Source organism: Aeromicrobium sp. (assembly GCF_023146395.1).
GTDB lineage: Bacteria > Actinomycetota > Actinomycetes > Propionibacteriales > Nocardioidaceae > Aeromicrobium.
In genome coordinates this window covers 33,127-52,178 of the sequence record NZ_JAGLCD010000007.1, presented here as the reverse complement: position 1 = coordinate 52,178, position 19,052 = coordinate 33,127, and the positions used below count along the sequence as shown (strand labels likewise).

Sequence of the window (19,052 nt, the reverse complement as noted above, 5' to 3'; positions counted from 1 at the left end):
GTGCTCCGCGCCCACGACGCCTCTGCGGTGCGTGCCGCCGAGGAGTTGGCGGCCCGCACGTCGAGCTGGGACGACCTGATGCAGCAGGCGGCCGCGGCGCTGGCCGACGTCCTGCTCGCCGAGCTCCCGCCGGGGCGTACCCCCGTGGTCCTCGTGGGTCCGGGCAACAACGGCGGCGACGCGCTCTTCGCGGCGGCGCGCCTGCGCGAGCGCGGCCTCCCGATCAACGTCTGCCTGCTCGAGCCGGACCGGGCGCACGCGAGGGGGCTCGCCGCGGCCCGAGCGGCTGGCGTCGGCGAGGTCGACGAGCCTCACGGCCACGCCGTCGTGGTCGACGGCGTGCTCGGCATCGGCGCCCGGCCTGGTCTGACGGGGCGCGCCGCCGCGTGGGCCGAGTGGCAGGCGAAGGCCGGCCCCTTCACGGTCGCCGTCGACGTGCCCTCGGGCATCGGGGTCGACGACGGCACGGCCCCCGGTCCCCACCTCGTGGCCGACCGGACCGTCACGTTCGGCACGTACAAGCCGGGCCTCCTGCTCGGTCCTGCGGCCGCCGCCGCAGGAACCGTGACGCTCGCGCCGATCGGCCTGGGGCCCCATCTCGGAGATCCGGTCGTCGAGGCGATCACGACCCACGACCGCGACGTGCTGGCGCCGGCGGTGCCGCACGGCCACGCCCACAAGTACACGCGCGGCGTCCTGGGCATCCGCGCCGGATCGGCCGGTTACCCCGGCGCCGCCCACCTCGCCGTGGCCGGGGGGCAGTCCGGCCCGGCGGGTTACCTGCGGTTCGTCGGACACCCGGACGTGGCGCAGCAGGTCGTGCTGCGGGCGCCGGAGGTCGTCGCGGGCCGCGGCCGCGTCCAGGCCTGGGTCGTCGGTCCGGGCGGCGGTGACGACACCGACGTGCACGTCGCCGAGGCCCGGGCCGACGAGCTGCCGACCGTGCTCGACGCGACGGCCCTGCAGCACCTGCCGGACCGGCTCCGGGCCCACGACGTGATGACCCCGCACGCGGGCGAGCTCGCGACGCTGCTCGACGTCGACCGTGAGGTCGTCGAGGCCGACCCCTGGGGCCATGCGCGCCGTGCGGCCGACCACTGGGGAGCGACGGTCCTGCTCAAGGGTCACCGCACGCTCGTCGTGACGCCCGGGCGGCCCACCCGCGTGAATCTGTCAGGCACCGCCTGGCTCGGCACGGCCGGCTCCGGCGACGTCCTGTCAGGCTTCGTCGGCGCGCTGCTGGCCTCCGGCCTCGACCCGCTCGACGCGGCCTCGGTCGGCGCCTTCCTGCACGGGGCCGCGGGCGTGCACGCCAACCCGGGCGGACCCGTCACGGCCACGGCCGTCGCGGCGGCACTGCCCGGGGTCGTCGCCGACTTCCTGGCTGGCCGTCTGAGCGGGGAGCGGAACTGGTGAGGCCGTCGCAGACTGTGCCCGCGACGCCCCAAGCGTGGGCCGAGGTCGACCTCGACGCGTACCGCGCGAACGTCCGTGCCCTCGCGGCTCGTGCGCCCACCGCCCAGCTCATGGCCGTGGTCAAGGCCGATGCGTACGGCCACGGACTGGTGCCCGTGGCGCGCGCCGCGCGGGAGGCAGGCGCCGACTGGCTCGGCGTCGCGACCCTCGAGGAGGCGCTGGCCCTGCGTGCCGGTGGCGACGAGGGCCCCCTGCTGTGCTGGCTCGCGGCACCAGGTGCCGACTTTGCCGCGGCGGCGCGGTGCGACATCGAGGTCACGGCCTCCTCGGCTGAACAGCTCGCCGAGATCCTTGCCGCCGACGTGGTGCCGCGGATCCAGCTCAAGGTCGACACGGGCCTGGGCCGCAACGGGGCGTTCGGCGACCAGTGGGGCGAGCTCGTCTCGGCCGCCGTCGACGCCGCCGCGGCGGGCGCGCGGCTCACGGGCGTCTGGTCGCACCTCGCGTGCGCCGACGAACCCGACCACCCGGCCAACGACGCCCAGGAGGCCCGGTTCCGCGACGCGGTCGACGACCTGCGGGCCGCGGGTCTGGACCCGGGCCTGCGCCACCTCGCCAACTCGGCGGCGCTCCTGACGCGGCCCAGCGCGCACTTCGACCTGGTGCGGGCCGGCATCGCGACCTACGGCCTGCCGCCGGACCCGGCGATGCCCCACGACGTGCCGCTGATCCCTGTCATGACGCTGCGGGCCCGGCTCGCCGCGGTCAAGCGGGTCCCGGCCGGCCAGGGCGTCTCCTACGGGTACCGGCACGTCACCGACCGGGAGACCACGCTCGGACTCGTGCCGATCGGCTACGGCGAAGGAGTCCACCGCGCGGCCACGGGGCGGGCCGAGACCTGGGTCCGGGGCCGCCGGGTCGCGGTCGTGGGCACGATCTGCATGGACCAGATGGTCGTCGACCTCGGCGACCTGCCGGCCGAGCGTGGCGACGTCGTCACGCTGTTCGGCCCGGGGGGCGCGGGCGAGCCCACCGCGGTCGAGTGGGCGCAGGCCTCTGGCACGATCGCCTACGAGGTCGTGACGGGGCTCGGCGGCCGCATCCACCTCACCCACACCGACGATCCAGGGAGATCCCGATGAAGCGCATCACGACCGCGGCGATCACGGCAGGTGCCTTCGCGGGCGCCGGCGTGGCGGCCTCGCTCCTGCGGCGCCAGCGCATCGTCCAGCGTCGCCGGCACCTGGGCGGCGAGGTCCCGTTCGGGTCCCTGCGCGGCGACCAGTACACCGTGGTCGCCGAGGACGGCGTCGCGATCAACGTCGAGGTCGACGAGCCCGCCGACGACGGCGACCACGACCTGACGCTGCTGTTCGTGCACGGCTGGATGTGCGACCAGGACACCTGGCACTTCCAGCGTCAGCACCTGCGGGGCCGTGCACGCCTGGTCTTCGTCGACCTGCGCGGCCACGGAGCGTCCGGGGTCACCTCGGCCGCGAACTCCTCGTTGCCGCACCTGGCCGACGACCTCGCGCGGGTCATCGCCGAGCACGGCAAGGGGCGCGTCCTCGTCGTGGGCCACTCGATGGGCGGCATGGCCACGATGCAGCTCGCGGCCGACCACCCGGAGCTGTTCGGCGGCACCGTCGTGGGCGTCGCCCTGGTGGGCACCAGCGCGGGGAAGCTCGTGCGCGGTACGCCGGCGCTGGAACGTCTTGCCTGGCTCGTGCGCCGCTCCGGTCCGCTGCTCGACTGGGGGCGGACGTTCAACAGCGAGACCGTGATCCGACGCTGGGCCGTGGGACCGGACGCCGACCCGGCCCGGGCCGCGATGGCCGACGAGATGATCTCACGAGCCCCGTCGCGGGTCGTGGCGGACTTCTATCCGAACTTTCCCTCGCTCGATCTGTTCGAGGCGCTCTCGACCCTCGCCGACGTCCCGGTCACGGTCGTCTGCGGCACCGCCGACCTGCTCACCCCGCCCAAGCACAGTCGGCGGCTGGCCGAGGCGATCGACGGAGCACGGCTCGTGCTCGTCGAGGGGGCCGGTCACATGGTGATGCTCGAGAACCCGCGCGAGGTCGACGACGCGATCGACGAGCTCGTGGCGAAGGTCGGGTGAGCTGATGGTCTCCTCCCACGCCCTCGACGTCAGCGAGGCCGGGCCCGAGCACGCCGAGACGATCGCCGACATCATCCGGCGGTCCTTCGCGGCCCGGCCGGTCCTGGACCCGCCCAGCACCGCGACCGACGAGACCGCGGAGAGCGTGCGCGCGTCCCTGGAGGACGCGGGCGGACTTCTCGTGGAGCGTCGCGGCCGGCCCATGGGTGCGCTGCTGTTCGACGAGTCCCGGCCGAACCTGCTCGGGCTGCGCCGCGTCGCGGTCGACCCCGACATCCAGTCCCGCGGCGTGGCCTCGGCGATGGTCGGTGTCGCCGAGGACACCGCCGAGGAGCGGGGCAAGGACGGCATCTGGCTGCACGTGCGCTCCGAGCTGCCCGACACCGTGCGGTTCTGGGAGCGGCGCAAGTACGTCCGGGTCGCCGGGCAGGGCGACGCCACGCTCCTGGAGTTCGGCAAGACGCTCTGGCTCGCGCGCGAGACGCACACCCCCGTCGACACGCAGGCGCTCGCAGGCCGGCTCGCGACGCTGCTGCGTCCCGGCGACCTGCTCGTGCTCTCGGGCGACCTCGGGGCCGGCAAGACGACCTTCACCCAGGGGCTGGCCGACGGCCTCGGGGTCCGTGGTCCGATCACGTCGCCGACGTTCGTCATCGCGCGCACCCACCCCTCGCTCGCGGACGGGCCGCCCCTGGTCCACGTCGACGCGTACCGCCTCGGCTCGGCGGGCGAGCTCGACGACCTCGACCTGGACGCCTCGGTCGCCGACTCCGTCACGGTCGTGGAGTGGGGCCAGGGCCTGGCCGAGCAGCTCGCGCCCGATCGCCTGCACATCCACCTCGAGCGGCGCCACGCGCGACCCGGTGATCCGCTGGGCACGCGAGACCCCCTGGGCGTCGCCGCCGGGGAGGCCGACGACCTCGCCGAGTCCCGGGTCATCACGGTGCGCTCGTACGGTGCGCGCTGGCTCGGTGTCCCGCTGCGCTCGACCCTGCTGGGCCCGACCGAGGGCTGAGCCGCTTGTAGGCTCCTCTCGTGCTCCTGCTCGCCTTCGACACCGCGACCCCGGCGATCACCGTCGCGGTCCACGACGGCACGTCGGTCGTGGGTCGGTCCGGGGGCGAGGGAGCGACGGCGCACGGTGAGCTGCTGGCACCGGCGATCCGCGCGGCCCTGGACGAGGCGGGTCTGGCGCCCTGCGACCTCACGGATGTCGCTGTCGGTGTCGGGCCGGGCCCCTACACCGGGCTGCGCGTGGGAGTCGTGACGGCGCTGACGCTCGGCGCGACCCTGGGTCTGCGCACGCACGGCGTCTGCACGCTCGACATCCTCGCCGCCGAGGCCGCGCCGGGGCTCGGCACGGAGTTCCTCGTCGCCACCGACGCGCGGCGCCGCGAGGTCTACTGGGCGCGCTACGCGTCGGACGGCCGCCGACTCGAGGGTCCCTCGGTCGACCTGCCGACGACCGTCGCTCAGCGGTTCGGGGGACTGCCCGTCGTGGGCCGGGGCGCCGACGTCCACGCCGAGGTCCTCGGCGGCTCGTCAGGCCCGGTCGACCCCTCGGCCGCGGCCCTCGCGGCCGTCGTCCTGGCCGGCGCGGTCGAGGTGCTGCCGCTCGAGCCGCTGTACCTGCGCCGCCCGGACGCCGTGCCGATCGACCAGCGATGACCGTGGATCCGTCGCCCGACCTCCGGCCCGCGGCGGGCGAGGACCTCTCCGCGATCGTGCAGCTCGAGCGGGTCAGCTTCGACGACCCGTGGTCGGCAGCTTCGCTCGCCGGTGAGCTGGGCTCCGGGGGCCGGATCGTCCGTGTCGCGGAGGCCAGCGGCGAGGTCGTGGGGTGGTCGTCGACCTCGGTCGTGGGCGACACGGCCGACCTGCTGCGCGTCGCGGTCGCCCCCACGGCCCGCCGCCACGGCCTCGGTCGGGTCCTGGTCGAGGACGTCCTGCGGGGTGCGGCCTCGGCCGGAGCCGAGCGGGTCCTGCTCGAGGTCGCCGCGACCAACACCGCGGCCCGAGCGCTCTACGCCGCGACCGGGTTCGACCAGATCCACCGCCGACGTCGCTACTACGCGGACGGCACCGACGCCCTCGTGCTGGAACGGGTCCTGGCGTGAACGACGTGCTGGAGTCCATCCGGTCGTGGCCGTGGGCCTGGGCCTGGCTGGCCCTGTTCGCGATCGTCGTGCTGCGAGCCGGGGCGACGTTCGCGATCGGCCGCCTGATCGCGAGCGGGGCGGCGCGTGGCCGTGAGCCGAGCCCACGCATGCGGGTCGCGATCGAGCGGGTCGACCACTGGGGTCCGCCCGCCGTCACGCTGAGCTTCCTGACGGTCGGTGCCCAGACCGTGATCAACCTCGCCGCCGGGCTGTGCCGCATGACGGTACCGCGCTACCTGCTCGGCCTGGTCCCGGGCGCCGCGCTGTGGGCGACGATCTGGACCACGCTCGGCGCGGGGGTCGTGGTGGCGCTGACGCGGGCCGACGACGACTCGCGACTGCTGATCGCGCTGGTCGGGGCGGTCCTGCTCGGGGTCGTCGTGCTCACCGTCGGCACGGGACGGCGCAGCAGGTCGCGACCGGACGACGACGGCGCGCCCCGGTAGGGTGGCGCCGTGCGCGCAGGCGAGACGGACCGAGGGTCCGCCCCAGGCTCTCGCCGCGCGAGTCTCCTCTGGTGCCTCACGGCCTGCTTGCTCGCGATGGGCACGGGACTGGCCCGGGTCATCGGCGACTCCCGGTACTTCTTCGCCGACGACACCCAGGCCGGCGCCACGGGGGTCTGGTACGTCCAGGGACAGCGCTTGCTCGACGGTGGCGTGACCTTGCTCGACCCCGGCTCGTGGCAGGGAGGCAACTACCTCGCGGAGGGGCAGTGGGGACTGTTCAGCCCGATCCTGTGGGCGGTGTCGCTCGGCAGCACGGTCACCGACGACCTCGTGCTGCTCGCGATCGCGGCCAAGGTCCCGTTCCTGGCCGTCATGGCCGCCGGGGTCTTCCTGCTGGCGCGCTCGTTCGGCTCCTCGCCGGCCTGGGCCGCCGTGGCCGGCTTCACGGTCACGACAGCGGGCCAGACGACCTACGTCGACGCCACCTCGTGGATCACGGGACTGCAGGGAGCGGCCCTGCTGCCCTGGGTGTGGTGGGGCCTGCGTCGCCACCTCGTCCACGGGAAGGGCCCCGGCGCGTACTTCGTCAGCGCGGGGCTCATGATCACCCTGGGATACCTGGCCCCGGTGCTGATGCTGGTGCTGCTGTTCGCGGCGCTGCTCGGAGAGTCGATCCTGCGGAGGGAGCCGCGCACCCGCGCGGTGAGGATCCTGCTGCTCGGCCTCTACAGCGGCCTGCTCTCCCTGCTGGTGTTCCTCCCGGCACTGCTCTCGGCGCAGGTCACGAGCCGCGAGGGCGGGATCGTCAACCGGATGCTGCTCACGACCGATCTCGGCGATCTCGCCGTCGGGTCGCTCGCCACGGCACTGCCGACCATCTCCTGGTTCAACGGCGTCCTCGCGCCCTCGCCGGTGGCCTACCTCGGGTGGTTCCTGCCGCTGCTCGTGGTGCTGCTCCTGCGGTACTGGCGGACGGTGCCGCCCTCCGTGGCCGTCCTGACCGTCGGTGCGCTGTTCCTGCTCCTCGCGCCGAGCGACCTCGGTCCCCTCCGCTTCCCGCTGCGCATGCAGCCGTACGTGGTGCTCGGCCTCGGCCTGCTGTTCGCCGTGCTGGCGACCCGCGCTGCGGTCGACCGGAGCTGGAGCGTCGTCGAACGACGCCGGGTCCGGCTGCTCCTCGGTCTTGCGGTCGGGCTCGCGGTCTCGGCCGTCCCGGCCAACGCGGACTGGGTGCTCGTGGGTGCGGCGCTGCAGGCGATCGTCCAAGAGCTCGTGATGCGTGCGTGGTCAGCAGACCGACCGGCGGGTTCCCGGCTGCGCGTGCCGGCGGTGGCGATGGCGCTCGGAGTCGGGCTCAGCGCGATCACGATGGTGCAGGCGCCGGTCTCGCCCATGCCCGACCACGGTCTCCCCGGCTCGATCGACGCCTACCCGGAGGTCGCCGCGGCGGGTCAGCACGGCATCGTCACGGTCGGCGACTTCCACGCGTTGAAGGACTCCGGCGGCTTCGATGAGGCCGTCTTCGCCAATGCCTGGTACCTCACGGGCTGGGACTCCCTCAGCGTGTACACCGTCCTGCGCTTCCCGGCCCTGGCCGACCAGTTCTGCGCCGGCTTCCGCGGCGAGACCTGTGCCGCGGCCTACGACGCGCTGGTCGCTCCCGGCGACGGCGGTCGCCCACCGCTGGCCGACGACCTCCTCGTCAACACGATCGTCGTGGTGCGCGACGGCGCCACGACACGGCCCGTCCCGCCGACCGGCTGGTCGCTCGAGGTCGGCGACGCCACGTGGATCGTGCGCCGTGACGCGCCGACGCAACGCGCCGGATCGGTGCTGCGCACCACGGGAGCCGAGGTCTCGGTCGTGCGCCGGAGCGACAGCGAGATCGTGCTGCGGGTCGACGACGTCGACGCGTCCGGCGGACAGGTGGTGCTGTCCCGGCTCGACTGGCCCGGCTATCGCGTGACGGGTCCGGCCCGACTGACCGACCCCGACCGTGGCTTCCTCCTCACGCTCGACGTGGCGCCGGGATCGACCGGCCGCGAGATCGTGGTGCGGTTCCGGCCGCCGGGCTGGCCCCTGGAGATCGGGTCGGGCCTGGCCGCGGTCGTCCTCGCGCTGGGCTGGACCGCTGCGGCGGCGATCGGGCGCCGCCGGGTGCGGGCCGAGGCCTCGGTCGTGGCGACGACCCGACCCGAGGCGGACGTCGCGCCGTGAGGTCCGGCAGACACCAGCGCGACTCTGCCGCATACTGACTCCCATGCGTCGCAGCAACCCCACCCGTCACAGCCGTGCCTCGGTCGGCCGCTCGACGCGTCTGCTCCTCGTCCTGGCCCTCCTTGTCTCCGGCCTCACGTCGGTCGTCGGCCTGGCGGGCACGCCCCGGGCCGAGGCTGCCGACAACTCCCAGTTCAGAGCCGGCAACATCATCAGCGACCGGGTCTTCTTCGACACGACGACGATGAGCATCGCCCAGATCCAGGCGTTCCTCGACTTCCAGGGCACCAGGTGCTCCGACGCCTACTGCCTGAAGCACATCAACCTGATCTCGGTCACCAAGGCGGCCGACGCGTACTGCGCCGGCTACTCCTCCCCGGGGTACGAGAAGGCCGCCACGATCATCTGGAAGGTCGCCCAGTCCTGCGGCGTCAACCCGCAGGTCATCCTGGTCATGCTCCAGAAGGAGCAGGGGCTCGTCACGACGACGGCCCCCAACGACACCAAGTACCGGGCCGCGATGGGCATGGGGTGCCCGGACACCGCGGCCTGCGACTCCCAGTACTACGGGTTCGCCAACCAGGTGTATGCCGGCGTGCGCCAGATGCGCGTGTACGAGCTCAGCGGCCGCTACACCTGGAACCGGCCCGGCACGACCGTCAACGTGCGGTTCCACCCCAATGCGGCCTGCGGCACGTCCCCGGTCTACATCGAGAACCAGGCCACGGCGAACTTGTACTACTACACGCCGTACCAGCCGAACGCCGCGTCGCTCGCCGCCGGCGCCGGCACGGGAGACGCCTGCTCCTCGTACGGCAACCGCAACTTCTACCGGTACTTCACCGACTGGTTCGGCACGACCCAGGGCGGATCGGTCCGCCTCGCGAAGGGCTCGTCGTCGTCGGTCTACCTCATCGACGGGGTCAAGCGCTGGCACGTGACGGCGGAGGCCTACCCGGAGCTGCTCGCGATCCTGGGGCCGCTGTTCTCGGTCGGTGACTCCTTCATCAACCGGCTGCCCGACGGTGGGGTCGCGGCCGGGGTGTTCCTGCGCAACAGCATGACCGGCGAGATCAGCATGGCGCAGGGCGGGTCACTGCACCGCTTCTCGAGCTGCGAGACGCTCGCGCGCTGGGGCGGCTCGTGCAGCTCCTACGTCGACGCGCACCCGGCCATGTTCGCGGGCGTCACCTACGGCGAGCCGATGTCGGACTGGATGCGGGTCGCCGGGACGTCGACCTGGGCGCGCTTCACCGGGGCCTCGTCGGTGCAGCCCTACCTCGACGAGTCCTCCGCGCGGGCGCTCGAGCCCACGACGCCGACGTACGCGGCGCAGATCTCGGCCGCGCGCTACGCGTCGCTCACCAAGGCGCGGACCCTCGTCGGCCCGGCCCGCCTCGTGAAGGAGCCGTCCTCGGCGCAGGTCTGGCTCACCGACGGCTCGACGACGCTGCACCCCGTGCCGGACTTCGCGGTCAGCACCGACCTGGGGGTCGCGTCGAGCTCGCTCACGACGCTTCCGGCCTCCGACCTCGCCGGGTACACCCGCGCCGCGACACCGCTCTCGACGATCGTGACCTGCTCGGGCGTGACCTATGTCGCCGGCTCGGGCCGGCTGCACGCGCTCTCGACCCCGGCGCGGGCCGGCACGAGTGGGACCGGGTTGCAGCCCGTCACCTGTGCGCAGCTCGACCGCTCGGGTGCCGCGATCCCGAACGTGCCGCTCGTCAAGGCGTCCGGGTCGGACGTGGTGTCGTCGCTGGAGGACGGTCGCCGGTGGTCGGTCCGCTCCTGGTCCGACGCCCAGGTCCTCGGCGGCGCCACCAACCCCGTGATCGTGACGATCCGTCCCGGCAGCCTCGCGCGGATCCCGGACGGCGGGGTGCGCCTCGGGGACGCGACGCTCGTCAAGGGCAGCGGTCCCGAGGTGCTGGCCGTCACGGGGCTGACGACGCTCGCGCGCATCCCGTCGTTCGCGATGGCGCGCGAGTGGGGCATCGCCACGACCTTCGCGACGGTCGCCGACTCCGCCGTCACGAGCCGCACCAAGGTCGCCGATCTCGGCCTCTGGGGCACGTGCGGCTCCGCGACGGTCGTCGCCGCGTCCGGCACGGTGCACGTCGTGACGGGCTCGTCGGCGGGATTCACCCCGGCGGCGTGGTCGACCGAGGCCTGTGCCCGGTTCTCGCGATCCGGCACGACGCTCGCTCGGGTCTTCGTCAAGGCGGCCTCGTCCGACGTCGTCTATCTCGCCGAGAACGGTGCCTACCGTCCGGTGCAGTCGTGGGCTGCGCTCGTGCGGGCCAACGGCGGCACGTCGCCGCAGATCCTGACGTCGGCGAACGACGTCGTCGCCGGCCTCCCGAAGGGAGCCCCGCTCAGCTGAGGGGCGCCGAGGGGTCGGAGGGCCGCCGGAACGAGAAACGGCTGTGCCCGACGTAGCTCACGATCGTCGTCACGAACACGATCAGGAGCTGGGCCACGATCGGCTCGAGCCCGCCGACCTCGACCGCCAGGGGGAGCAGGACGAGGTTGATGCCCAGACCCACGAGGTAGACCGACTCGAAGCGCGCCAGGTCGACGAGCACGTTGCCGGTGACCCGGAACACGAAGCGTCGGTAGAGCACGAACGCGCACAGCACCGCGGCGACGTGGGCGAACAGCAGCGTGACCATGTAGCCCCACAGCTGCCCGATCGTGCGGTCGAACAGCACGAACCACACGACCCCGCTGAGGGTGTTGACCGCGCCGACGATCAGGAACGCGACCCGTCGGTCGCCGACGATGCGCAGCAGGGGGCCGGCCGGGCCGGGATCGTCCGGCTCGGTCGTCGGCTCGGCGCTGGCGCCATCGCGCTCGCCGTGCCCCGGGTCGTGCTCGTGCATCGTGGTCCTGTCGTCGGTGAGGTCGCGCTGCGGCTCGCGTCGGCACGTCGGTCGTGCGGGTCGCCTTGGTAGCGTAGGACCTCGTGTCCGACCGGCCCCGACCCGAGGCGATGTCTGTGTCCCCCCTGCGAACGTACCTGGGCGAGCCGTGCCTCTTCGAGGTCGTCCTCGACGACCCGGCCACCGAGGCCCTGAGCGCGCGGGAGCGCCGCCTGTTCGTGGGAGCGATCAACGCTCACACCCTGACGACGCCCGAGCTCGAGCTCACGGTGCACCTCTACGACCCCTTCGACGGCTACACGCCTCGCACGACCGACGACCGGACCTTCGACGGTCGTTCCCGCCTCTATCGCCGGCGTCGGGCCACGGTGCGGGTGCGCTCCACGGCCCCCGCGACGCCGGCCCCCGTGGTCGACGCCCGACAGCTCACCTTGGTCGGCTCCGCGACGCGTCACGTCATGCTGTCCTCCGACGCGACCGCCGAGGCACGCCCGGAGTTCCTCGCGCCCGGTGACCTGCGCGGCAAGGTCCTGCGCCGGCTGCGGGTCGCCGCCCCCCTGCTCTACGACGAGCTCCGCGACCTGGAGCTGCTGCGCCACGGCGGACCCATCCGGCACCGGGTCGAGCGCGTGCACGACACGACGTTCTTCGCGCCGGGCACGGCCTTCGAGTCCGCGCGCATGAACCCGGCGGGTGCCGTCGCGGGTGACGCGCCGCGGGCGGTCCTGATCGGCATGCACTGGTTCGAGATGGGCGGCGCCGAGCGATGGGCGTTCGAGACCGTGCGCCTCGTGCGCGAGGCGGGTCTCCTGCCGGTCGTCCTGACCTCGCGCGACTCCCACCACGAGCAGATCACCCGATCCGAGCTCGACGGAGCAGTGCTGCTCCCGCTCTCGGAACCCACCTCGCTCAGTCAGACGCCCGGCAGCGAGCCGATCCTGCGCGCGCTGCTGGAGAACCTCGACGTCCGTGGCGTCGTGGTCCACCACAGCCAGTGGCTGTACGACCGACTGCCGTTCCTCAAGCGGAGCAGGCCCGACCTCCCGGTCGTCGACTCGACGCACATCATCGAGTACCGCGGCGGCGGGTATCCGGTCTCGTCGGCCCGGGCCGCGGACTTCATCGACACGCACCATGTGATCTCCCCGGCGCTCGCGTCCTGGATGACGGAGGTGCAGGGAGTCCCGGCGTCGAAGGTCGAGATGGCTCCGCTCGCCGGCCTGACCGTCGACTCGGCCCGCGACGCGGCCTTCCGTCCGCGCAACGGTGAGCGTCGGTTCGTCGTGGCCTTCGTCGGGCGGCTGGCCCGGCAGAAGGCGCCCGAGGTCTTCATCGAGGCCGCGGCCCGCATCCACAAGGTCCGCCCCGACGTCCGATTCATCCTGCACGGCCATGGCGAGCTCAACCAGTGGGTCACCGATCTCGTGCGGGCCGCGGGCCTCGAGGACGTGCTGGAGCGCCGCGATGGCGCGGTCCCGGTCGCCACGACGCTCGATGAGGCCGACCTGCTCGTCATCACCTCGCACAACGAGGGCCTGACCCTCACGACGCTGGAGGCCGTCGCCCACGGCACCCCGGTCGTCTCGACCGACGTCGGTGCTCAGGCGAACCTGATCCCGGCGGAGGCTCTCGCGCCGCGCAACGTGCACCGTGCGGTGCGGGGCATCGCCGACATCGTGGTGCGTTACGTCGGCGACGAGGACGCTCGGCGGCGGTTGTGGGAGAGTGAGCGGTCGGCGGAGCGCGAGCTGGTCGCGCACCCGTCCGGACGAGACTGGTTCGAGGAGTTGGTGTCGACGTGGTGAAGGTCGCGGCCGTCGTGGTCACGTACAACCGGCTGGAGAAGCTCAAGACGGTCATCGACCGTCTGGAGCAGCAGACGCTGGCCCCGGCGTGGATCGTCGTGGTGGACAATGCCTCGACCGACGGCACGGGCGACTGGCTCGGCGAGCTGGAGACCGAGGCCGCCCTCCACGTGGTCTCGATGACCGAGAACCTCGGGGGCGCGGGCGGCTTCGCCCGCGGCATGTCGGAGGGGTACCTGCTCGGCGCCGACCACGTCTGGATCATGGACGACGACTGCTACGCCGAGCCGGATGCGCTCGAGCGGCTCGTCGGCGGTCTGGACGCCGCCGTCCTGGAGCTCGGGCCCGACGTGCCGTTCTCGTGCTCGGTCGTCACGTTCACCGACGGCTCGATCTGCGAGATGAACAACCCGGTCACCTCGTGGGACTGGGGACGCCTCCTGGTCAAGGACCAGCCGAACGTCATGGTCACGGCATGCTCCTTCGTCTCGGTCCTCGTGCCGCGCTGGGTCATCGCCGAGCACGGACTGCCGTACGCCGAGTACTTCATCTGGTTCGACGACCGGGAGTACACGCTGCGCCTGACCGAGCGGTGCCCCGGGGTCCAGGTCCTGGACAGCGTCGTCGTGCACGACATGGGCGACAACAAGGGCGTCAACTTCTCGATGGTCAACGCCGACAACGCCTGGAAGTTCGCCCACGGCATCCGCAACGAGTCGTCCTGGCTGCTGCATCACCGCGGCATCATCCGCTGGGTCGAGTTCGGCTTCCGCCTGCTGGTGAACTTCCGTCGTGGGCGGGTCTCGCCGCGGCTGCAGCTGCGCATGTACCGGCAGTACCTCCGCGGGATCGGCTTCAACCCGGCGGTGCAGTACCCCGAGCCGCCGCGGGCCGAGCTCACCGCGACGCACGTGCCGCTGTGAGCGCGGCGGGATGAGTGGGGGAGGTCGGTACGCTGACGCGGTGTCCGACACCTCCACCGCCTCGGTGACCACGCCCGAGGGGGCTGCCTCTCGGCGCGGCGTCCTGCTGTGGTGGCTCGCCTCCGCGGTCGCGGTCGTCGTGGTCGCCGCCGACCGCGTGCGCGTGACGCGGCGCTACTTCTACGTCGACGACACCCAGCTGGGCGCCTTCGGGCAGTGGTACGACATCGGTCGACGGCTCCTGCACGGGGAGTGGACGATCCTGGACCCGGGATCGTGGCAGGGCGGCAACTTCCTGGCCGAGCAGCAGTGGGGCCTGTGGAGTCCGCTGACCTGGCTCGTCGGGCTCGGCTCGCAGGTCCAGGACAACGCCGCCCTGTACGCCACCGGCATCAAGATCGTGTTCCTGCTGCTCCTGCAGACATCGGTGTTCGGCCTGGCCCGCTCCTACGGCGCGAGCGCCCCGTGGGCCGCCCTGGCCGGTCTCAGCGCCGTCGTGGGCGGACAGACGATGTACATGGACGCCCCGTCGTGGGTCACGGGGCTCTCCGGCGCCGGGCTGTTCGTGCTGACCTGGTGGATGATGCGGCGACACCTCGACGAGGGCCGCAGCCCGTGGGCCTACTTCGTGACGGCCTACCTGCTGATCGCGCTGGGCTACATCTTCGCGGTCATCGCGCTCGTGTTCCTGTTCCTGGCCCTGCTGGTCGAGACCGAATGGGTCCGACGTGACCGCGAGCGGCTCGTGCGCGTGCTCGGCCTCGGTGTCTACAGCGGTCTCCTGACGATCTTCGTCTACCTGCCGGGCATCCTCACCGCGTCGGTCACCGAGCGTGGCTCGACCGGCATTGCGAACGACCAGTTCCTCGGGCTCGACCTGGGCGACCTGGCGGCCGGTCCGGCGGCCACCGGTCTGTCAAGCGTCGCGGGCTACTGGGGACCCATCGCCCCGGCGCCGCTGCAGTACCTGGGATGGTTCCTGCCGCTGCTGGTGGTCGTGGGGGTCGCCCTGCGACGCGAGTGGCGCGGGCTCGTCGTGGTGGGTGTCGTGGCGGCGTGCACTCTCGCCATGGTGCTGGGACCCAGCGTCGTGGGGCCGCTGCGCTACCCCGCCCGCATGCTGCCGTACCTCGTGATCTGCCTGGCCGTGGGCTTCGCCGTGCTCGCCACGAAGGCGTGGCCGCACGTCGTCGAGCGCAGTAAAGCCGCGGCCGCACTGGGGCTCTCTGCCCTGGCGCTGTGGCTCGCCTGGTCGGCGCAGCCCGACAACACCCGGTGGCTCGTGGTGGGCGGCCTGGTGCAGCTCGCGGCCCTCGTGGTCATGTTTTTCGTGAGCGCTCGGGGTCGTGCCTCGCAGGCGCCGGGCCGGGCGGCCGCGGTCGCGATCGTCGCGACGGTGCTGCTGCTGAACCTGCAGATGCACGTGGCCCGCGCCGCCCCGCTGGGCGACTTCGGGGCGCCCGCCTCGGTCGACCGGGTGCAGCAGGTCCAGGACGACCTCGAGACGGGCGTGTTCACGGTCGGCGACGTGTACGGGCTCCAGAACGACCTCGAGGCCTGGGACGAGACCCTGCTCGCCAACGTCTGGCACGTCACCGACCTCGACGTCGCGAGCGTCTACACCGTGCTGCCGCACCGTGAGCTCGCCTCGCGCCTGTGCGTCGACCTGCGAGGCGTGACCTGCCCCGAGGCGTACGACGCGCTGTTCGAGGAGCAGGCCGACGGCTCGCGCATCGTCGACGACATGCATCTCAACACCATCATCGTCTGGCGCGGCGTCGACGCCGACGGCGACCCGGTCGAGGCGCCCGAGGTCCACGAGGGCTGGACCCTCGAGGTGGGCGACGCGACGTGGACCGTGCGGCGCGATGACCCCGTGGTCCCCGCCGGCGGGGTCACCCGCACGATCGACGCCATGGTGTCCGACGTCGACGTGCGCGACACCGAGGTCAGCTTCACGGTCGACGCGGTCGATGGAGAGGCCGGCGAGGTCGTCCTGAGCCGCATCGACTGGCCCGGCTACCGGATCGACGGTGCGCGCCAGGCCGATCCGGCCCAGGGATACCTGCTGACGGTCGAGGTCACGCCCGACGACGTGGGCCGCGAGGTGACGGTGTCGTTCCGGCCGCCCGGCTGGCCGATCGAGCTCGCCAGCGCCGTGCTCGCCGCGATGCTCGCCGTGGCCTGGACCGGGACCGACCTGGTGCGCCGTCGCGTCCGGAGCCGCGCCGCACGCTGATCGTCAGGCGCAGGTCCCTCAGCGCGTGGGGGCGCCGTGCGCCATGACCTCGGCCATCTGGGCGCGGTGCAGCGCCCCGAGGCCCTCGGGCAGGGTCGTGCGCGCCAGGCCGTCCAGGTCGGTCCACACCTCGGAACGGACGCGGAGGTCCTGCGCCTGACCACGCGCTCCGTCCACGGGCCCCTGGGCCGCCACGATCGGGGCGCTGAGCCGGTGCATGCGGCTCGCCTCGCCCAGGATCGCCCCGATCGACCACGGGGTCATGGATCCGAGGATCTTGACGACGGACGTACCGGCCGGCTCGCGCGCGAGCAGCCGCAGACCGTCGAGCACCATGTGGCCGCAGTCGTCGGCATACAGGTAGTCGCGCAGCGTGTCGAGTGAGACGTAGATCGTGGCCGGGCGGCCCGTCAGGTGACTGGCCACGATCGTCGAGAGCAGCCCCTGCCCCTTGGTGAGGTCCTGGGCGGGGCCGTACAGGTTGGTGATGCGGCCGATGAAGGAGCGCAGCCCGGTCTGCGTCGAGGCGGCTCTCACGTGCTGCTCCATCGCGAGCTTGGCCTCGCCGTAGGGCGACATCGGGCACGGCGGGGTCGCCTCCGTGAAGGGCGGGTCGGTGCACCCGGCGTAGATGCCGCCGACCGAGGACGCCAGGAACAGTCCGCCGCGGTCGAGCGCGATCTCACGATGACCCGTGAGCGCCGCCACGAAGCGGTGGAACACGTCGACCTCGACGTCCAGCACGTCACGGGGGGAGGACGTCACGCCGCGTCCTGCGCACCAGTGGATCTCCCACCGGTCCTGACCGGTCGTGGCGACGAAGCGGTCGAGCCCGGCCAGGAGGTCGGTGACGGCGTCCTCGGGATCGTGCCACCGGACGTCGGCCGTGAACGGCGTCTGCTGCGAGGCGGCGATGACGGCGCGTCCCAGGAGGCCGCGACCGATCACCCACCGCGCCGTCACGGCGCGCTGGTCGGGCCGGGAGCGGGATCGGCGTGCCCGAGCGGCCCGCTCGCCGGGTCGCGCACGATGAGGTAGGACGGCTTGCCCAGGGCCGCGTTGACCGCGACCCCGAGGTACTCCGCCACGATGCCCAGCGACATCAGGATCGCGCCGGTGCCGAGCGACAGCAGCACCATGATCGAGGTCCAGCCCTCGGCATCGACACCGCCGGCCAGGCGGTTGACCGCGAGGTAGACCGCGAACAGCACGCCGGCGAGGGCGAAGAGGGCACCGACGACCGTGACGAGCCGGAGCCCCCGGGTGCCGGAGGTCAGGATCATGCGCAGGAAGTGCGCCATGAGGCTGCGGTAGGAGTAGCCGCTGGCGCGCCCACCCTCCTCGCGCAGGGTCACCGGTGACGTGACCGCGGGACGCGCGATCCACCCGAGGGCCACGTCGAGGTAGACGCCGTTGCCGGAGTAGGCCGCGACGCTGCGGGCGACGTCGCCGATCACGAGCCGGAAGCTGTTGAACTCCGAGGCGTTGCCACCGCCGAACAGCGACTCGAGGATGCGCTTGGCGGTCTTCGAGGCGGTGTTGCGGACGAATCCGTGGGGCGGGAGGTTGTCGGGTCGGGCGTAGACGATCTGGGCCCGCTCCCGCAGGGCGGTGTCGAGGAGACCACCGATGAACGCGGGATCGTGCTGGCCGTCCTCGTCCATCGTGACGACCCAGTCGCCTCCGGACGAGGCGATGCCGGCCAGCGTCGCGGCGTGCTGACCGAAGTTGCGGCTCAGCCACACGGGCTTGACGAAGGGGTGCGTGGCCGAGAGCTCCCGAATGACCCGGTCGGAGCCGTCCGGCCCGTTGTCGTGGCTGAGGATGACCTCGGTGACGACGGCCTGGTGGCCGTCGGCCGTCGTGAAGTCGGATGTGAGCGGCGCGATCTCCTCGAGCAGGCCCGGGAGAGTGCGCTCGCCCTTGTAGACGGGCACGACGATCGACACGCGGTGCACGTACGGGGCGTGGTCGGTCCCGGAGGTCGTCATCGCATCCTCCGCTTCAGCATCGCGTACGCGATGCGCCGGGCCCGGGCCGCCAGGGAGGCTCGCACGTTGCCGATGCGGACGTCGGCCGCCGACACGACCTCGGGGTGGTGCTCGTGCATCCACCGGTGGAACCCGTGCGCCTGGCTCGACTGGTCCTTGACCAGCGCGACGCTCCACTGCTCGTTGCTCAGGCGGAACGTCGCGCCGACCTCGTCGTCGGGCACGAAGTCGCCCGCGAGCAGCACGCGCGCGTAGGAGGCCTGGTCGATCAGGTAGGGGAAGTCCGGGAACCAGCCGCCGGCCTGTGTTAGAGCGGCGCGCCGCATCATGACCGAGGCGGGCTCGCCGAACGGGTTGACGCCTGCGCGGACGCAGTGGCGGACCGCCTCGGTGCCCGGCATCGGCCGGTTGATGCCCTGCAGGCCGCGGCCGGCGATGAGCGTGCGTCCGGAGGAGTCGATGACGTCACGGCGGCAGGCCGTCAGCACGGCCTCCGGATGTGTCTCCAGCAGCGCGACTTGGCGGGCCAGGACACCGGGGCGCAGGATGTCGTCACCGCACACGAGCTTGAGGTACGTGCCGCTCGCCGCGTCGGTGACGCGCTGCCAGTTGGCGGGGGCGCCGCCGCCGGCCGGGGTGTCGAGCAGCGTCAGGCGTGGGTCGTCGAGGTAGGACTCCACGACGGCGCGGGTGTCGTCGCCCGAGGTGTGGTCGGCCACGACCAGCTCGAGGTCGACGCCCTCCTGGGACAGGATGCTCTCGATCGTGGCGCCGACGTACTTGCCGTTGTTGTACGCGGGAACCACGATCGACAGCGTGGGGGAGCTCATGTGACGTCCTTTCGGG

At 72.8% G+C, this 19,052-nt stretch carries 16 protein-coding genes; 12 read left to right on the top strand and 4 right to left on the bottom strand.

From position 1 onward, the window contains the following. The 9 genes from KAG51_RS06230 to KAG51_RS06190 all read left to right on the top strand — a co-directional run bounded on the left by KAG51_RS06230 (position 1) and on the right by KAG51_RS06190 (position 10,749). Entirely contained in the window at positions 1 to 1,416 is a 1,416-nt protein-coding gene (locus tag KAG51_RS06230; RefSeq protein ID WP_290581749.1) for an NAD(P)H-hydrate epimerase, read from the top strand. Then, positions 1,413 to 2,558 (top strand): alanine racemase, encoded by a 1,146-nt coding sequence (gene alr, locus KAG51_RS06225; RefSeq protein WP_290581747.1) that lies wholly within the window; start codon positions 1,413 to 1,415, stop codon positions 2,556 to 2,558. The genes KAG51_RS06230 and alr overlap by 4 nt, the downstream gene beginning before the upstream one ends. Further along, positions 2,555 to 3,538: an alpha/beta hydrolase gene (locus tag KAG51_RS06220; protein WP_290581746.1), complete on the top strand. Its 984-nt coding sequence runs from the start codon at positions 2,555 to 2,557 to the stop codon at positions 3,536 to 3,538. The genes alr and KAG51_RS06220 overlap by 4 nt, the downstream gene beginning before the upstream one ends. A 4-nt stretch (positions 3,539 to 3,542) precedes the next feature. Next, on the top strand, positions 3,543 to 4,553 hold the full coding sequence (gene tsaE, locus KAG51_RS06215; RefSeq protein ID WP_290581744.1) for a tRNA (adenosine(37)-N6)-threonylcarbamoyltransferase complex ATPase subunit type 1 TsaE: 1,011 nt from the start codon (positions 3,543 to 3,545) through the stop codon (positions 4,551 to 4,553). 20 nt (positions 4,554 to 4,573) lie between these two features. Then, positions 4,574 to 5,206: a tRNA (adenosine(37)-N6)-threonylcarbamoyltransferase complex dimerization subunit type 1 TsaB gene (gene tsaB, locus KAG51_RS06210; RefSeq protein WP_290581742.1), complete on the top strand. Its 633-nt coding sequence runs from the start codon at positions 4,574 to 4,576 to the stop codon at positions 5,204 to 5,206. After that, a complete protein-coding gene (gene rimI, locus KAG51_RS06205; RefSeq protein WP_290581740.1) occupies positions 5,203 to 5,655 on the top strand; it encodes a ribosomal protein S18-alanine N-acetyltransferase in 453 nt (150 codons plus the stop codon). The genes tsaB and rimI overlap by 4 nt, the downstream gene beginning before the upstream one ends. Next, entirely contained in the window at positions 5,652 to 6,143 is a 492-nt protein-coding gene (locus tag KAG51_RS06200; RefSeq protein ID WP_290581738.1) for a VTT domain-containing protein, read from the top strand. Before rimI ends, KAG51_RS06200 begins: the two co-directional genes overlap by 4 nt. Positions 6,144 to 6,239: 96 nt before the next feature. After that, positions 6,240 to 8,363: a hypothetical protein gene (locus tag KAG51_RS06195; RefSeq protein ID WP_290581736.1), complete on the top strand. Its 2,124-nt coding sequence runs from the start codon at positions 6,240 to 6,242 to the stop codon at positions 8,361 to 8,363. Between the two features lie 43 nt (positions 8,364 to 8,406). Beyond that, a complete protein-coding gene (locus tag KAG51_RS06190) occupies positions 8,407 to 10,749 on the top strand; it encodes a hypothetical protein (RefSeq protein ID WP_290581734.1) in 2,343 nt (780 codons plus the stop codon). Here KAG51_RS06190 and KAG51_RS06185 read toward each other — a convergent pair. Continuing rightward, positions 10,742 to 11,248, bottom strand: a complete 507-nt coding sequence (locus tag KAG51_RS06185) for a GtrA family protein (RefSeq protein ID WP_290581732.1) — start codon at positions 11,246 to 11,248, stop codon at positions 10,742 to 10,744. The two genes, KAG51_RS06190 and KAG51_RS06185, sit on opposite strands and share 8 nt — an antisense overlap. 116 nt (positions 11,249 to 11,364) lie before the next feature. Here KAG51_RS06185 and KAG51_RS06180 point away from each other — a divergent pair, with 116 nt between their 5' ends. The 3 genes from KAG51_RS06180 to KAG51_RS06170 are packed head-to-tail and all read left to right on the top strand — an operon-like array spanning position 11,365 to position 16,215. Next, positions 11,365 to 13,053, top strand: coding sequence for a glycosyltransferase (locus KAG51_RS06180; protein WP_290581730.1), 1,689 nt, complete (start codon positions 11,365 to 11,367; stop codon positions 13,051 to 13,053). Then, entirely contained in the window at positions 13,047 to 13,976 is a 930-nt protein-coding gene (locus tag KAG51_RS06175) for a glycosyltransferase family 2 protein (protein ID WP_290581728.1), read from the top strand. Before KAG51_RS06180 ends, KAG51_RS06175 begins: the two co-directional genes overlap by 7 nt. A gap of 40 nt (positions 13,977 to 14,016) precedes the next feature. Continuing rightward, positions 14,017 to 16,215, top strand: coding sequence for a hypothetical protein (locus tag KAG51_RS06170; protein WP_290581726.1), 2,199 nt, complete (start codon positions 14,017 to 14,019; stop codon positions 16,213 to 16,215). Positions 16,216 to 16,233: 18 nt separating this feature from the next. On the opposite strand, the gene KAG51_RS06165 is transcribed toward KAG51_RS06170, so the two are convergent. Genes KAG51_RS06165 through KAG51_RS06155 form a run of 3 tightly spaced genes read right to left on the bottom strand, consistent with a single transcriptional unit; the run spans position 16,234 to position 19,036 of the window. Then, on the bottom strand, positions 16,234 to 17,178 hold the full coding sequence (locus KAG51_RS06165) for an NAD-dependent epimerase/dehydratase family protein (RefSeq protein ID WP_290581724.1): 945 nt from the start codon (positions 17,176 to 17,178) through the stop codon (positions 16,234 to 16,236). Beyond that, positions 17,175 to 18,206, bottom strand: a complete 1,032-nt coding sequence (locus tag KAG51_RS06160) for a glycosyltransferase (RefSeq protein WP_290581722.1) — start codon at positions 18,204 to 18,206, stop codon at positions 17,175 to 17,177. Before KAG51_RS06160 ends, KAG51_RS06165 begins: the two co-directional genes overlap by 4 nt. After that, positions 18,203 to 19,036 carry a glycosyltransferase family A protein gene (locus KAG51_RS06155; RefSeq protein WP_290581720.1) on the bottom strand — a complete coding sequence of 278 codons (834 nt, stop codon included), beginning with the start codon at positions 19,034 to 19,036 and terminating at the stop codon, positions 18,203 to 18,205. The genes KAG51_RS06160 and KAG51_RS06155 overlap by 4 nt, the downstream gene beginning before the upstream one ends. Between the last annotated feature and the right edge of the window lie 16 nt (positions 19,037 to 19,052).